The 15,425-nt window shown below is 70.5% G+C and carries 14 protein-coding genes; 4 read left to right on the forward strand and 10 right to left on the reverse strand.

The genetic code is table 11. The annotated features are described in order from the left end of the window. Nucleotides 1-85: 85 nt before the first annotated feature. From nei2 to A5692_RS20650, 3 genes are read right to left on the reverse strand one after another with little or no spacing between them, the layout of a single operon-like run. Entirely contained in the window at nt 86-841 is a 756-nt protein-coding gene (gene nei2, locus A5692_RS20640; RefSeq protein ID WP_068059198.1) for an endonuclease VIII Nei2, read from the reverse strand. A 13-nt stretch (nt 842-854) separates the two neighbouring features. After that, entirely contained in the window at nt 855-5,462 is a 4,608-nt protein-coding gene (locus tag A5692_RS20645; protein WP_068059200.1) for an ATP-dependent helicase, read from the reverse strand. 38 nt (nt 5,463-5,500) lie between these two features. Next, nucleotides 5,501-6,172, reverse strand: coding sequence for a TetR/AcrR family transcriptional regulator (locus tag A5692_RS20650; RefSeq protein ID WP_068059202.1), 672 nt, complete (start codon nt 6,170-6,172; stop codon nt 5,501-5,503). Nucleotides 6,173-6,519: 347 nt separating this feature from the next. Here A5692_RS20650 and A5692_RS20655 point away from each other — a divergent pair, with 347 nt between their 5' ends. The 4 genes from A5692_RS20655 to A5692_RS20670 all read left to right on the forward strand — a co-directional run bounded on the left by A5692_RS20655 (nt 6,520) and on the right by A5692_RS20670 (nt 8,921). Continuing rightward, nucleotides 6,520-6,903, forward strand: a complete 384-nt coding sequence (locus A5692_RS20655; RefSeq protein ID WP_068059204.1) for a hypothetical protein — start codon at nt 6,520-6,522, stop codon at nt 6,901-6,903. A gap of 96 nt (nt 6,904-6,999) precedes the next feature. After that, nucleotides 7,000-7,311 carry a protein UsfY gene (gene usfY / locus A5692_RS20660; protein ID WP_068059206.1) on the forward strand — a complete coding sequence of 104 codons (312 nt, stop codon included), beginning with the start codon at nt 7,000-7,002 and terminating at the stop codon, nt 7,309-7,311. A 387-nt stretch (nt 7,312-7,698) separates the two neighbouring features. Then, complete coding sequence (locus A5692_RS20665) at nt 7,699-8,136, forward strand: ATP-binding protein (protein WP_068059208.1); 438 nt, start codon at nt 7,699-7,701, stop codon at nt 8,134-8,136. Continuing rightward, nucleotides 8,133-8,921: an RNA polymerase sigma factor SigF gene (locus A5692_RS20670; protein WP_067918163.1), complete on the forward strand. Its 789-nt coding sequence runs from the start codon at nt 8,133-8,135 to the stop codon at nt 8,919-8,921. Before A5692_RS20665 ends, A5692_RS20670 begins: the two co-directional genes overlap by 4 nt. Here the strand turns inward: A5692_RS20670 and A5692_RS20675 are convergent. The 7 genes from A5692_RS20675 to A5692_RS20705 form a co-directional block, all read right to left on the reverse strand. Next, complete coding sequence (locus A5692_RS20675; protein WP_068059210.1) at nt 8,892-9,323, reverse strand: STAS domain-containing protein; 432 nt, start codon at nt 9,321-9,323, stop codon at nt 8,892-8,894. The two genes, A5692_RS20670 and A5692_RS20675, sit on opposite strands and share 30 nt — an antisense overlap. A gap of 182 nt (nt 9,324-9,505) precedes the next feature. Further along, on the reverse strand, nt 9,506-11,299 hold the full coding sequence (locus tag A5692_RS20680; protein ID WP_068059212.1) for an acetyl/propionyl/methylcrotonyl-CoA carboxylase subunit alpha: 1,794 nt from the start codon (nt 11,297-11,299) through the stop codon (nt 9,506-9,508). Nucleotides 11,300-11,408: 109 nt separating this feature from the next. Further along, entirely contained in the window at nt 11,409-11,846 is a 438-nt protein-coding gene (locus A5692_RS20685; RefSeq protein WP_068059214.1) for a SufE family protein, read from the reverse strand. Then, nucleotides 11,843-12,736: a sulfurtransferase gene (locus tag A5692_RS20690; protein WP_068059216.1), complete on the reverse strand. Its 894-nt coding sequence runs from the start codon at nt 12,734-12,736 to the stop codon at nt 11,843-11,845. Before A5692_RS20690 ends, A5692_RS20685 begins: the two co-directional genes overlap by 4 nt. A gap of 111 nt (nt 12,737-12,847) precedes the next feature. After that, on the reverse strand, nt 12,848-13,498 hold the full coding sequence (locus A5692_RS20695) for a nucleoside triphosphate pyrophosphatase (protein WP_068059218.1): 651 nt from the start codon (nt 13,496-13,498) through the stop codon (nt 12,848-12,850). Next, a complete protein-coding gene (locus A5692_RS20700) occupies nt 13,495-13,758 on the reverse strand; it encodes an acyl-CoA carboxylase subunit epsilon (protein WP_068059220.1) in 264 nt (87 codons plus the stop codon). The genes A5692_RS20695 and A5692_RS20700 overlap by 4 nt, the downstream gene beginning before the upstream one ends. After that, complete coding sequence (locus tag A5692_RS20705) at nt 13,755-15,395, reverse strand: acyl-CoA carboxylase subunit beta (RefSeq protein ID WP_068059222.1); 1,641 nt, start codon at nt 15,393-15,395, stop codon at nt 13,755-13,757. The genes A5692_RS20700 and A5692_RS20705 overlap by 4 nt, the downstream gene beginning before the upstream one ends. Between the last annotated feature and the right edge of the window lie 30 nt (nt 15,396-15,425).

Genomic DNA, 15,425 nt, shown 5'->3' on the forward strand with positions numbered 1-15,425 from the left:
GCTGCGGGTCGCCACCATCGGGCAGTGGCGATCGCGAGCGCGGCGTAGCCGGGCGCTGCGGGTCGCCACCATCGGGCCAGCGGCGTCAGCGCTGGCAGGACGGGCACCAGTAGGTGACCCGCTCGCCGGTGCCGTCGTAGCTGATGGGGGTGCCGCAGCGTCGGCAAGCCTGCCCGCCCCGCCCGTAGACCCACAGCTGCCGGCCCGTCCGGGTGTCGCCCGTGGTGCAGCGGTTCCAGCGGAACCTGTTCAGCCACAACATGTCTCGTGCACGGGAGACCATCCGGAGCGGGTCGGAGACCGCACTCACCGGCGCGGTGGGCAGGTGTCCGCACAGGAAACAGAGCTCGTTGCAGTAGACATTGCCGATGCCGGCCAGCACCCGCTGGTCGAGCAGCGCCTGGCCCAGCGGCCGGCCCGGGTCGGCCGACAGGTTGGCGGCGGCGAGCGCGGGGTCCCAGTCCTCGCCCAGCAGGTCGGGCCCCAGGTGGGCGACGGCGTCGCCATCGCGGTCACGGTCGAGGATCTCCAGGACGCCGAGGTCCACGCCGACGGCGCGGACGGGGCCGGCTTCCAGGACGATGCGGGCGCGGTGGTCGACCCGGACCGGGCGGTCGCCGACCCGCCAGCTGCCGTCCATCTTCAGGTGCGAGTGGATGCTGGCCCGGCCCACCCGAATGAACAGGTGCTTCCCCCGGCTGAGCACCTCGTCGACCGCCTGCCCACTGAGGTCCACGGTCGCGTAGCGCGGGACGCGGACGTCGCAGCGCGTCAGGGTGCGGTCAACCAGGTGCTGGCGCAGGAGGGCCGCGGTGTGCCAGACGGTGTCTCCTTCGGGCATGGTGACCGCAGCCTTACCGCAGCCGCAGTCCGCGCGGTGTGCGGGCGAACCCGGCCTCGGCTAGCGCCTCGGCGACCGGGTTCGATCCCCCGGCGTGAGGCTGCAGCGCCGGCACCCCGTCGATGCGCTCCACCAGGATCGACGCGACGCGCCGGGCGGTGACCAGGTCGGCCAGCGCCGCGGCCGCCGCGTGGTGGGCGCCCGGGTCGTCGCTGAAGGTGAGCAGTGACCGCCCGCCGCGCTCGAGGAACCAGGCCAGGTGGCCGTCCACCAGGACGACGAGCGCGCCGGCCTTGCGGCCCGGCCGGGCCCCGGCCCCCTCCGTGCCCGAGGGCGGCCACGGCAGCGCGGCGCCGTACGGGTTGGCCGGGTCGGCGGCGGCCAGCACGACGGCCCGGTATTCCGGGCGCTCGGGATCGATGCCGTCGCTGTAGCTGCGCAACCGGTCGACGGTCGACGCGACGGCGAACTGGGCGCCGCCCAGCGACTCGACGAAGTACCCGCGCTGGCACCGGCCGGCTTCCTCGAAGGTGCTCAGCACTTTGTAGAGCGTGGCGAACCCGCCGGTGACGCCCTCGGCCGCCACCGCTCCCCGGGTCAGCACGCCGTGGCGGCCCAACAGCAACTCCGCCTGGTAGTGGGCGCGCACCGTGGAGTCGGGCTCGGGAGCCGGCAGGGCCGACCAACGGCCCGCCACCGTCGGGTCGGCGGGGCGGGACTGCGCGTGGGCGACGCTGTAGCGGCTCAGGCGCGGCGGCCGATGCGACCGGTGCGCCGGTGCGGACCGTTTGCGGCCGCCCACGCCGCCGAGCACGGCGCGCACCGGCGCGAACGTGTCACCGGTGACCCGGCCGGCCCAGATCAGTTCCCACAGCGCGGCTTTCAGTTCCCCCTCGGGGATCCCGCTCTGCGCCAGCTGGCGGAAGAAGTACGCGCCCCCGCCGGCCAGCGTGTCGAGGATCGCGCGGTGGGCGTCGGTGAAGTCGATGTCGGCGGGTGCGGCCAACGTCAAAGGCGCCGAATCGCCGACGTGCAGCGCGACCCAGCCGTCGCCCGCCGACATCGACCCCGCGCCCGACCAGCTCACCTCGCCGGCGGCGAGCAGCTCGTCGAGCATGGCGGGCGAGTAGTCGCGGACCCGGGGCCCCAGGATCAGCGGTTCGATCGCCGACGCCGGCAACCGGACACCGGCCAGCTGGTCGACCACCGACATCAGCCCGTCCAGCCCCGAGTGGGCAGACGAACCCGGGGAGACGATCCCGTGCCAGGCGGGCAGGAAACGCCCGTACGCGGCGGTGCTCACCGGTTCGACCTGCGCCCGCAGCGCGGCCAGCGAGCGCCGCCGCAAGACCCGCAACACGTCGGCGTCGCACCACTGTTCGCCGCCGGTCGCGCCGGAGATCCCGGATCCCTCCACGGCGACGAAATCGCCGCGCACCAGCCGGCCGTCGGCGGCCAGCCGCCCCAGCACGTCGGCTGTCACCCGCAGCCCCAGCCCGAACCGGGCGGCGGCCTCGGCCGTGGTGAACGGCGTGTGGGTGCGCGCGTAGCGGCCCAGCAGCTCGCCCAGCGGGTCGGCGACCGCCTCGGTGAAGGCGGCCGGCACCCCCAGCGGAACCGGCGCCCCCACCCCGTCGCGCAGCCGCCCGATGTCCTCGACGGCCACCCACCAGCTGCAGCCGGCGAACGACACCGTCAGCACCCGCCGGGCCGCGAGCAGGCCCTCGAGCCAGCCGCCCACCTCGGCGCCGGCCGCCCGGGCGGCGATCTCCTCCTCGGTCATCGGCCCCAGCAGCCGCAGCAGGTCCGCGACCCCTTCGGCGTCGCGCGCGGCCCGGTCCTGCGTCAGGTGCTGCAACTGGCGGCCGGTCGCGGCGATGACGTCCGGGTCGAGCAGCTCACGCAGCTCGACCCGGCCCAGCAGCTCGGCAAGGAGCGTGCTGTCCAGCGACAACGCGGCGGCGCGGCGCTCGGCCAGCGGCGCGTCGCCCTCGTACATGAACGCGCCGACGTAACCGAACAGCAGCGACGCCGCGAACGGTGACGGCCGCGGCGTCTCGACCTCGAGCACCCGCACCTTGCGCTGGGCGATCCCGGCCATCAGCGCGGTCAGGGACGGGACGTCGTAAACGTCCTGCAGGCATTCGCGGACGGTTTCCAGCACCACCGGGAAGTCGGGATATTTACGCGCCACCTCCAGCAGCTGGGCGGCCCGCTGACGCTGCTGCCACAGCGGCGAACGACGCCCGGGGTGCCGGCGCGGCAACAGCAGGGCACGGGCCGCGCACTCGCGGAACCGCGAGGCGAACAGCGCCGACCCGCCCACCTCGGCGGTGACGATCGGGTCGATCTCCTCGGCGTCGAAGACGAAAAGGTCGGCGCCGGGCGGGTTCTCGGTGGTGTCGGACGCGAAATCGGAGAACGTGTCCGGCAGGCGGATCACGATGCCGTCGTCGGAGGCGGTGGGCTTCTCGTCCAGGCCGTAGCGCTCCCGCAGCCGCCGGCCCACCGCCAGAGCCAGCGGCCCGTTCACCCGCAACCCGTACGGCGAATGCAGGATCACCCGCCAGTCGCCCAGCTCATCGCGGAACCGCTCGACCAGCAAGGTGGTGTCGGTGGGGACCACCCCGGCCGCGGTCCGCTGCTCGTCCAGCAGCGCCCACATGTTGTCGGTCGCGTAGGCGTCGAAGCCCAGGCCAGCGCACCGGGCGTCGAACGCCTCGCGGTCCAGCCCGGCCAGCTCGCCGGTGAACGCGCCGAGCGCGGCGCCCAGTTCGGCCGGCCGCCCCACGCCGTCGCCGCGCCAGAACGGCAGCCGGGCCGGCTGCCCGGGCGCGGGGATCACCAGCACCCGGTCGTGGGTGATCTCGGTGATCCGCCAGCTGGTGGCGCCCAGCGAGATCACGTCCCCGGGCCGGGACTCGTACACCATCTCCTCTTCGAGTTCGCCTACGCGCGTGGGCTTTTCGGCCTCCGACGCGAGGTATACGGTGAACAGCCCGCGGTCGGGGATGGCGCCCCCGGAGGTCACGGCCAGCCGCTGCGCGCCGGGCCGCGCGGTCAGCATGCCGTTGTCGCGGTCGTAGACCAGCCGCGGACGCAACTCGGCGAACTCGGTGGACGGGTACTTGCCCGACAGCAGGTCGAGGGTGGCCTCGTACACGCTGCGCGGAAGCGTCGCGAACGGGGCGCTGCGGCGCACCGTGTCGAACCAGCGGTCGGCGTCCAACGGCTCGAGCGCGGCGGCCGCCACCGTCTGCTGCGCCAGGATGTCCAGCGGGTTGGCGGGCACCCGCATCGTCTCGATCTCGCCGGCGAGCATCCGCTGCACGGTCACCGCGCAGCCGATCAGGTCGGTGCGGTGCTTGGGGAACAGCACGCCCTGCGACACCTCGCCGACCTGGTGGCCGGCCCGCCCGATGCGCTGCAGGCCGCTGGCCACCGACGGCGGCGCCTCCACCTGGATCACCAGGTCAACCGCGCCCATGTCGATGCCCAGCTCCAGGCTCGACGTGGCCACCACCGCCTTGAGCAGCCCGCGCTTGAGGTCCTCCTCGACCAGGGCGCGCTGCTCCTTGCTGACCGAACCGTGATGGGCGCGCGCCAGCAGCGGCTCGGCGCCATAGGTCTGGCCGCTGCCCATGATGTGCGCCGGCGCCCCGCCGGGCACCCCGCGGTTGGCGTCCGACGCCAGTTCGATCCCGCGGCGTTCGGCGTGGATCTCGTTGAGCCGCGCGGTGAGCCGCTCGGCCAGCCGCCGCGAATTGGTGAACACGATGGTCGAGGTGTGCGCCTCGATCAGGTCGACCAGCCGCGCCTCGACGGCCGGCCAGATGCTGGGGGTACCACCCGCTTGCGGGGGAGTGTTGGCCAGGTTGGCCATGTCGGGCACCGGCACCTGCACCGTGAGCTCGACACTCTTGGCCGCCCGCGGGGCGACGATGGTGGTCGGGCTTCCCCCTGACAAGAAGCGCGCCAGCTCCTCGGGCGGGCGCACCGTCGCCGACAGCCCGATGCGCTGTGCGGGTGGTCCCTCGCGCAGGTCGTCCAGGCGTTCGAGCGACAGCGCCAGGTGCGCCCCGCGCTTGCCCGCGGCGATGGCGTGGATCTCGTCGACGATCACCGTCTGCACGCCGGCCAACGTCTCGCGCGCGGCCGACGTCAGCATCAAGAACAGCGACTCCGGCGTGGTGATCAGCACGTCGGGCGGCCGGGCGATGAGCTGGCGGCGTTCGGCGGGCGGCGTGTCGCCGGAGCGGACGCCGACGCTGATGTCGGGCGGCGGCAGGCCGTGGCGCTCGGCGATGCGGGTGAGGCCCGCCAGCGGGGTACGCAGGTTGCGCTCGACATCGACCGCCAGGGCCTTGAGCGGTGACACGTAGAGCACGCGGGTGCCTGCCGGCCTCTCGGCCGAACCGCTGCGACCGGCCAGGGAATCCAGGGCCCACAGGAACGCCGCGAGCGTCTTGCCGGATCCGGTCGGCGCGATCACCAGCGTGTTGTCGCCGTCGGCGATGGCGTCCCAGGCCTGGGCCTGGGCGGTGGTCGGACCGGCGAAGGTACTGGTGAACCATTCGCGGGTGGTCGCGCTGAACCGGCCTAACGGGTCACGGGTGGTCACCTGACCATGGTGCCAAGGCGCACCGACAAGCGTGCGGGCTAGCGCGGTTCGATTCGAGCCGTGGCCATCGCGTGGGACAGCTCGTCGGGAATCTCGGGCACCCGGCCGATGGCGTCGAACAGTGAGTGCGCGCAGGCGTCGGCGAGGCGCTCGGCGTCGATCGTCGGATCGATGATGCGCTGGCGGCACACCTCGAAGGTGAACGCCAGCCAGCCGTGGCAGATCACCCGCAGGTCGCGCTCGACGTCCGCCTCCAGCTTGGCGCCCGAGATCTTGGCCACGAGGTCGTGGATGCGGCTCATGATGTGTTCGAGCTGGCGGTTCTTGGCTTCGTCGTCGACGCCCAGCAGGACCGGGTCCGACCGGCCCAGGCCGACGTAGGCGGCCCACGCGGCCTCCGGGTTCTGCTCGTGGTAAGCCATGTAGGCCATGACCCCCACGCGCACCTCTTCGTACATGGTCAGGCCGGTGGCGTCGTCCATGTTGGTGGTCTCGTACAGCCGGTCGGCCTCGTCCTTGACCACCGCGGCGAAGAAAGCGCGCTTGTCGGGGAAGTAGTGATACATCAACGCCCGGGACACTCCGGCGCGCTCGGCGATCTCGTCGATCCGCACCTCGTCGTAGGGTCGCTTTCCGAAGACTTCTGCCCCCAAAGCGAGCAGCTCAGCGCGTCGATCCTCGGGGGATAACCGCCTTCGGGCTGTCGGCATGTGAGAGATAGTACTCATCGGTGCTGAGACACCAATTAGTTTGTGTCTATTCGGGCTCCACGCCCCGGGCCAGCGGTGATTCACGGCTGTAATTGACGGTGTTGTCAGTGGCGCCGCGCGTCAGCGCCTCCGCGGGTGCGGGCCTCCGCGGGCCGCCGGCCGCGATCGGGTCGTTTTACCGGTTTTTCCAATGGGTATTTGTCCCCATGCGCATACCGCTGGTGCCGGCGCGTTCGGGGCCCCGAAGTTCATCGGCCCATTCGTCGTCGCGCGGTAACTATTGCGACGCAGCAAACGATGAACAAAGCGGTGTGGGCATAACGACGTGGGGGACATGAGGGGTACGGATGCACAAAGCGGATGAGCGGTCGGGTGGTGATCGCTTGGGACAGGAAGACGGCGAGGTCCGCGCCGCCGTCCGGTTCGCGGTGCTGGCCGCCGCCGCGGCGGTCGGCTTCCTGGTGTTGGCCGCGTTGTGGGTGAGCACCTGCCCGGGCACCGGCGTCGACACGGTGGCCTGCGGCGCTCCGCAGCGGACTTTGCTGGCGCTGGGTGGACCGCTGATCCTGCTGGCGGCCGGGCTGTGGGCGTTCCTGCGCACGTACCAAGTGTGGAAGGCGCAGGGCACCTGGTGGGCATGGCACGGCGCGGGCTGGTTCTTGTTCACGCTGATGGTGCTCATGGTCGCCCTCGGCGTGGCCCCGATCGCCGGTCAGGCGCTGGCCCTCTGAGGAGGGTCTCGCCAAAAGCCTTCCGGTGGATCTACCGTTGAAGGTGCAACCCGTATTGAGCTGCGCACAAGTCACGAATTTCCACTAGGAGCAGCCATGGGAGACACCTTTCATGACCCCGTCGACCACCTGAGGACCACGCGGCCGCTTGCCGGGGAATCGTTGATCGACGTGTTGCACTGGCCCGGTTATCTGCTGGTGATGGGCGGCCTGGTCGGGGCGAGCGGAAGCCTCGCGGCCTTCGGCAGCGGTCACCAACACGAGGGCATCACCGCCGGCGTGCTCGCCGTTATCGCCGCCGTCCTGGGGCTGGTATGGGTGGCGATAGAACACCGGCGGATCCGCCGGCTCGCGGATCGCTGGTACGCCGAACACCCCGAGGCACACCGGCAGTGGCCCGCCAGCTAGCGGCATGTGCACCGCGCTCCGGGTGAGTGGCGAGCCATTTTTTCGGGGAAGCGGAAGCGGGGGGTTACCGGCACCGTCGAGTGGGTATCAGGTGTGCACCATGATGAGTGTCGGAAGGGTTGCGTCAGCGTGGTCACCCCATGGGGGACAGGATCACGAAGACAGCGACATAGATGCTTACCGCCAGAACCACGACTACGGCCAGCGCGATCCCGGCTGCTATCGCCATGCGTTCGAGCCGTCGCGCCCCAACCGCTTCGGTGGCTTCCGGCCCTTCCATATCGCGCCGAATACCCGGCGGCAAACGTGACTAATCGGCTCGAACGTACGGTCCACGGCGGTCTGCGGGGCGGTAGTAATGTCAGTCAAACGTTGCCGGGAGACCAGATGAACGATGCGGGATTGCGCACCTCCAAACGTCAGCGCGGCCATCGCGCAGTCGAACTGCACGTCGCGGCACGGCTGGAAAACCTCGCGATGCTGCGGACGCTGGTCGGTGCGATCGGCACCTTTGAGGACCTGGACTTCGACGCCGTGGCGGACCTGCGGCTCGCGGTCGACGAAGTGTGCACCCGGTTGATCCGCTGCGCCACCCCCGACGCCGTCCTGGTCGTGGTGGTGGACCCGCAGGACGACCAACTGGTGGTGGAAGCGTCCGCGGCGTGCGACACCCACGACGTGGTGGCGCCCGGCAGCTTCAGCTGGCACGTGCTGACGTCGCTGGCCGACGACGTCCAGACCTTCCACGATGGTCGTGAACCCAACCAAACCGGCAGTGTCTTCGGTATCACGCTGACGGCGCGACGGGCGGCCTCCAGCAGGTGACACCACCAGCTGCCGGCGGTTCGGTCTCGCGCCCGAACGAGTACGCCGATGTCCCGGACATGTTCCGAGAGCTGGCGACAGTGCCCGCCGACTCGATGGAGTTCCAGCGTCAACGGGACAAGATCGTCGAGCGTTGCCTGCCCCTGGCCGACCACATCGCCCGCCGGTTCGAGGGACGCGGCGAACCGCGCGATGACCTCGTCCAGGTGGCGCGGGTGGGACTGGTCAACGCGGTGGTCCGGTTCGACGTGGAGACCGGCTCCGACTTCGTGTCGTTCGCGGTGCCCACCATCATGGGCGAGGTTCGGCGGCACTTCCGCGACAACAGCTGGTCGGTCAAGGTGCCGCGGCGCCTGAAGGAACTGCACCTGCGCCTCGGCACCGCCACCGCGGATCTGTCGCAGCGGCTCGGCCGGGCGCCCACCGCGACCGAACTCGCCGCCGAACTCGGCATGGACCGCGAGGAGGTCGTCGAGGGCCTGGTGGCGGGCAGCTCGTACAACACCCTGTCCATCGACAGCGGAGGCGGCAGCGACGAGGACGAAGCCCGCGCCATCGCCGACACCCTGGGCGACGTGGATACCGGCCTGGACCGGATCGAGGACCAGGAGTCGCTGCGTCCACTGCTCGAGGCGCTACCGGAACGGGAACGAACGGTGTTGGTGCTCAGGTTCTTCGAGTCGATGACGCAGACCCAGATCGCCGAACGGGTCGGCATCTCCCAGATGCACGTCTCCCGGCTGCTGGCGAAGTCGCTAACGCGGCTGCGCGACCAACTGCAGTAGGGACAGGGGCTCTTCGCCTTCCGCCCGCAGCGGTTCGAGAAGCGGCTCGGCCATGGGCGTCGTCACGGGCAGCGTGCCGTCGGGGTCGCAGATGCGCAGCAGCCGGGTCACCGCCTGGCTCGGCGCCATGGCCCAGTCCACCTGGGCGCCCGAGCAGACGACGTTGATCCGGTGCAAGGCCGAAAAGCCCGCCGTGCCAATGAATTTCAGTCCGCGAAGGTCCAGGATCACGCGCCGCGAACGGCCCGTGCTCTGGCGGACGTAAGCCGCGAGTTGGTCGGCGTTGGCGGCGTCGAGCTCACCGTCGACCGTGATCAGGGTCCCCGAGGGGCCCCAGCGCGCGGTGAACTGCGCCGCGCGGCTGTGTTGCCAAGATTGGGCCACAGACATTACTGACTCCATCCGTAGAGGAGGATGTGCTGCGGAAGGCGCCAGGCGTCGGATGAAGCGAAAAGTGCAGAGAGTTCATCTTCCCCGCGCCCCGTTGACGTGATCCGCACGGCTGTGAACTCAACCTGACCCGACCCTACCCGCGGTGCCTCGGGCCTACAACGATTCTTGTATTAATTCTCAGGAACGCCCGGTCACTTGATCTCGGCGAGCACCGTGCCCTGGGTGATGGCGATGCCGGCCTCGACCGCGAGTCCGGTGATCACGCCGTCTTTGTGCGCGGTGACCGGGTTCTCCATCTTCATCGCCTCCAGGACCACCACCAGCTCGCCGACCACGACCTGCTGCCCCTCCTCGACCGCGACCTTGACCACGGTGCCCTGCATGGGCGCGGTCACCGCGTCACCGGAGGCGGCGGCGCCGCCGTGCGCGCCGCGCTTGCGCGGCTTGGGCTTCTTGCGGATGACACCGGCCTCGCCGGCTGACCCATTAGCCAGCGCCAGGTCACCGGGCAGGGAGACCTCCAGGCGGCGACCGCCGACCTCCACGACCACGGTCTGGCGCGGCCGGGCGTCCTCCTCGTCCAGGGGCTCACCACCGGTGAAGGGCTCGATGGTGTTGTTCCACTCGGTCTCGATCCAGCGGGTGTGCACCGAGAACCTCTCGCCGTCGCCGATGAAGGCGGGGTCGGAGACCACGGCGCGGTGGAACGGGATGACGGTGGCCAGCCCTTCGACGTGGAATTCAGAAAGAGCGCGCCGCGCGCGGGCCAGGGCCTCTTCGCGGGTGGCGCCGTACACGATCAGCTTGGCCAGCATCGAGTCGAACTGGCCGCCGATCACCGAGCCGGCCTCGACGCCGGAGTCCAGCCGGACGCCGGGCCCGCTGGGGGTGTCGTAGCGGGTGACCGGGCCGGGCGCGGGCAGGAAGCCGCGGCCGGCGTCCTCGCCGTTGATCCGGAACTCGATGGCGTGCCCGCGCGGCGTGGGATCCTCGGTGAGGTCCAGTTTCTCCCCGTTGGCGATCTTGAACTGCTGCAACACCAGGTCGATGCCCGCGGTCTCCTCGGTGACCGGGTGCTCGACCTGCAGGCGGGTGTTGACCTCCAGGAATGAGATCAGGCCGTCCTGACCGACCAGGTACTCGACGGTCCCGGCGCCGTAGTAGTGCGCCTCCTTGCAGATGCGCTTGGCCGACTCGTGGATCTCCTTGCGCTGCGCGTCGGTGAGGAACGGCGCGGGCGCCTCCTCGACCAGCTTCTGGAAGCGGCGCTGCAGCGAGCAGTCGCGGGTGCCGGCGACGATGACGTTGCCGTGCTGGTCGGCGATCACCTGTGCCTCGACGTGGCGGGGCTTGTCCAGGTAGCGCTCGACGAAGCACTCGCCGCGGCCGAAGGCGGCGACGGCTTCGCGGACCGCCGACTCGTACAGGTGCGGGATCTCTTCGATGGTGCGCGCGACCTTCATGCCACGCCCGCCGCCGCCAAAGGCCGCCTTGATCGCGATCGGCACGCCGTACTCCTCGGCGAAAGCGACCACCTCGTCGGCGTCCTTGACGGGGTCGGGCGTGCCGGGCACCAGGGGGGCCTGGGCGCGGGCGGCGATGTGGCGCGCGGTGACCTTGTCACCGAGATCGCGGATCGACTGCGGGCTGGGGCCGATCCAGATCAGCCCGGCGTCGATGACCGCCTGCGCGAAATCGGCGTTCTCCGAGAGGAAGCCGTAGCCGGGGTGGATGGCGTTGGCGCCCGACTTCGCCGCCGCGTCGAGCAGCTTGCCGAAGTCCAGGTAGGACTCCGCGGAGGTCTGGCCGCCCAGAGCGAACGCCTCGTCGGCGAGGCGCACGTGCGGCGCGTCAGCGTCGGGCTCGGCGTACACCGCCACGCTGGGCAGGCCCGCGTCGCGGGCCGCCCGGATCACCCGGACAGCGATCTCGCCGCGGTTGGCGACAAGCACTTTGGAGATCCTCGAGCTGGCGTGACTAGCCACTGCGCCTCCTGTTTGGCATATCTCAAGCGGACGTGTTTTCCGCCGTTGGCTTCTTTAAGAGAGTTTCTTACAACTCCCGGGAAGTCTAAGCGCCGCGCCGTCGGGCCGATCAGGCGGTGCCGGTATTTTGACCGGACTCGCGCAGCCGCCGCTTGATGCGGGCGAGCATCGCCGACATGCCGCGCAACCGCAACGGGCTGATCAGCGCGGCCAATCCGAGGTCGGTGTAGAAGTCCTCGGGGACCTCCAGAATGTCGGCCGCGGGCTGCTCGTCGAGCCCGGCGGCCAGGATCGCGGCGAACCCCCGGGTGGTCGGCGCCTCGGCGGGTGCGCTGAAATGCAACCGCACCCGGTTCGGGTCGCTGGCGTCGACGTGGAGGAACAGCGGCGTCTGGCACTCGGGCACGGGCTCCATGGCCTGCTCCTCCAATTCGGCGGGCAGGGCGGGCAGCTCGTTGGCGAACTCCAGCAACAGCGCCAGCTTGTCCTGGCCCTCGACCTCGGCGAAGTCGGACACCACCTCAGCCAGCGGGGCGGGCAGGGTCATCGGGCGGGAACGTCCCCCGGCTCTTCGCCCCCGACGATCGGCGTGCGCACGGTGTTGCCCCACTCCGTCCACGATCCGTCGTAGTTGCGCACGCCCGGCTTGCCCAGCAGGTAGGTGAGCACGAACCAGGTGTGGCTGGACCGCTCACCGATGCGGCAGTACACGACGGTCTTGTCGTCGGGGGTGATGAAGTCGTAGAGCTCCTCGAGCTCCCCGCGGCTGCGGAATCGCCCGCTCTCGTCGACGGCCTTGGCCCACGGGATGGACCGGGCGGTGGGGATGTGACCGCCGCGCAGCACGCCTTCTTCGGGGTAGTCGGGCATGTGGGTGCGCTTGCCGGTGTACTCGTCGGGTGAGCGGACGTCGATCAGCGGTTGGGTGCCCAGGATGGCCAGCACGTCGTCCTTGAAGGCCCGGATGGGTTCGTCGTTGCGGGCGACGACCGGGTAGCCGGTGGAGGTTTTGGTCGGCACGTCCAGCGTCACGTCCCGGCCTTCCCGGAGCCACAGGTCGCGGCCGCCGTTGAGCAGGCGCACGTCCGGGTGGCCGAACAACGTGAAGACCCACAGCGCGTAGGCGGCCCACCAGTTGCTCTTGTCGCCGTAGATGACCACGGTGTCGTCGCGCGAGATGCCCTTGCGGTCCATCAACTCGGCGAACTGCTCGCCGTTGATGTAGTCGCGGACCCTGGGGTCGTTGAGGTCGGTGTGCCAGTCGATCTTGACGGCGCCCGGGATATGGCCGACGTCGTAGAGCAGGACGTCCTCGTCGGATTCGACGATCACCAGGCCGGGGGCGCCCAGGTGGGCGGAGACCCAGTCGGCCGTGACCAGCCGTTCGGGGTGTGCGTAGTCGCTCAGCGTCGGGCTTGGATCGGGGGGTAATGCCACGCAACCGAGCCTACCGCCAGGGCCGCAAGGGTCCCCAGCGCCATTGGCCGCCGTTGCCATGCCGCGACACGTGGACCACGGCGACGACGCGCCATAGCGGGCCGCCGTGGTTCAAGTCTCGCGGCCGGCCTGGTTCGTCCCCCACAGGGCGGCGACCGACAGCCCGAGGCGGCCCAGCAGCGACCGCAGCAGCGGCAGGCTCACGCCGATCACGTTCGACGGGTCGCCGTCGATCCCGTCGACGAACCAGCCGCCCAGCCCGTCGAGCGTGAACCCGCCGGCGACGCCCAGCGGCTCGCCGCTGGCGACGTAAGCCCGCAGGTCCGCGTCGGAGAGATCGGCGAAACGCACTGTGGTGCAGGCTGATTCCGCTTCGCGGCCGGTGACGGCCCCGGCGCTCAGCCGCAGCAGGCAGTGCCCGGTGTGCAGCCGGCCGGACCGGCCGGCCATGCCGCGCCACTGGGCCGTCGCGGCGTCGGCCGACCCGGGCTTGCCGCACAGCTCGCCGTCCAGGTGCAGCATCGAATCGCAGCCCAGGACAACGCAATCCGCGGCGACGGCCCCGTCCAGCTCGCCCGCCACGCGTTCGGCCTTGGCGGCCGCCAGCGCGCACACCACCTCGGCCGGCGCGGCGCCGGGCCCCAGCCCGGCGATGACGGCGTCCTCGTCTACACCGGAAACCACGACCAGCGGATCGACGCCGGCCTGCCGCAGCACCTTCAGGCGGCCCGGCGAGGCCGACCCGAGGACCAGGCGGGTCAACGCTTCATGTGTGTCATCTGCTGCATGGTGAGCCGCTGGTAGTTCGACATCGCGAACCGCAGCCGGTCCACCGGCAGCCCCCAGCGGGTGGGCTCGGGCTCGGTGGGCTCGGGGACGCCGCCGCCCACCAGGCCGAGCGCGGTGACCAGCGCGGCCAGCTCCTCGTCGGTGGGGTGTCCCTTGAGGATGTGGATGTGCGGCTCGTGCGGCTGCACGGCCTCGTCGCTCACGGCTTCCTCGCTCACGGCTTCCTCGCTCACAGCGGAATGTTCCCGTGCTTCTTGGGGGGCAGGTGCGAGATCTTGCGTTCCAGCAGCCGCAGCGCCGTGCCGACGTAGCCGCGGGTGTGCGAGGGCGGGATCACCGCGTCGACGTAGCCGCGCTCGGCGGCGACGTACGGGTTGACCAACGTGTCCTCGTACTCCTGCTGCAGCTCCAGGCGCAGCGCGTCGACGTCCTTGCCCTCCTTGGCCGCCTCGGCCAGCTGCTTGCGGTAGACGAAGCCGACGGCCCCCGAGGCGCCCATCACCGCGATCTGCGCGGTCGGCCAGGCGATGTTGACGTCGCAGCCCATGTCCTTGGAGCCCATGACGCAGTACGCGCCGCCGTAGGCCTTGCGGGTGATGACGGTGATCTTCGGAACGGTGGCCTCGCCGTAGGCGAACAGCAGCTTGGCGCCGCGCCGGATGATGCCGTTGTATTCCTGGCCCGTGCCCGGCAGGAAGCCCGGGACGTCCACCAGCATGATGATCGGGATGTTGAAGCAGTCGCAGGTCCGCACGAACCGCGCCGCCTTCTCCGAGGCGTTGATGTCCAGGCAGCCGGCGAACTGGGTGGGCTGGTTGGCCACGATGCCCACCGGCCGGCCCTCGATGCGGCCGAACCCGACGATGATGTTGGTGGCGTAGCCGTTCTGGATTTCCAGGAACTCGTCGTCGTCGAGGATGCGGGTGATCACCTCGTGCATGTCGTAGGGCTGGTTGGCCGAGTCCGGGATCAGCGTGTCCAGCTCGAGGTCCTCCTCGGTGAGGTTGTCCTCAATAGGCACTGCCGGCGCCTCCGCTTGGTAACGCGGCGCGTCGGTGGCGTTGTTGGGCGGCAAGTAGCTCAGCAGGTCGCGCACCCAGTCGAAGGCGTCCTGCTCGCCGGAGGCGACGTAGTGCAGGGTGCCCGACTTGGCCATGTGGGTGTGCGCGCCGCCGAGCTCCTCCATCGTGACGTCCTCACCGGTGACGGTCTTGATGACGTCCGGCCCGGTGATGAACATCTGGCTGGTCTGGTCGACCATCACCACGAAGTCGGTCAGGGCGGGGGAGTAGACGTGCCCACCGGCGGCGGCGCCCATGATCAGCGAGATCTGCGGGATCACGCCGGAGGCCAGGATGTTGTTGCGGAAGATCTTGCTGTACAGGCCGAGCGAGACGACGCCCTCCTGGATCCGCGCCCCGGCGCCGTCGTTGATGCCGATCAGCGGGCGGCCGGTCTTGAGCGCCAGCTCCTGGACCTTGACGATCTTCTCTCCGTAGACCTCGCCGAGGCTGCCGCCGAACACCGTGGCGTCCTGGCTGAAGATGCACACGTCGCGGCCGTCGATGGTGCCGTAGCCGGTGATCACGCCGTCACCGAGCGGGCGGTTGTTCTCCATGCCGAAGTTCTTGCTGCGGTGCCGGGCCAGGGCGTCGAGCTCGACGAACGAGTCCTCGTCCAGGAGGGCCAGGATGCGCTCGCGGGCGGTCAGCTTGCCCTTGGCGTGCACCTTGTCGACGGCCTCTTCGCCCACCGGGTGCAGCGACTCTTCCCGGCGCTTGTGCAGCTCGGCCAGCTTGCCTGCCGTGGTGTGGATGTCGACGGTGTGCTCGGCTGCGGGCTCCGCGGTGTGGTCGGTAACGCTTGTCATGGGAGTCGAGCTTAGCGGCGCGGTAGTCTC

It is taken from the genome of Mycobacterium sp. E342, assembly GCF_001667665.1.
GTDB lineage: Bacteria > Actinomycetota > Actinomycetes > Mycobacteriales > Mycobacteriaceae > Mycobacterium.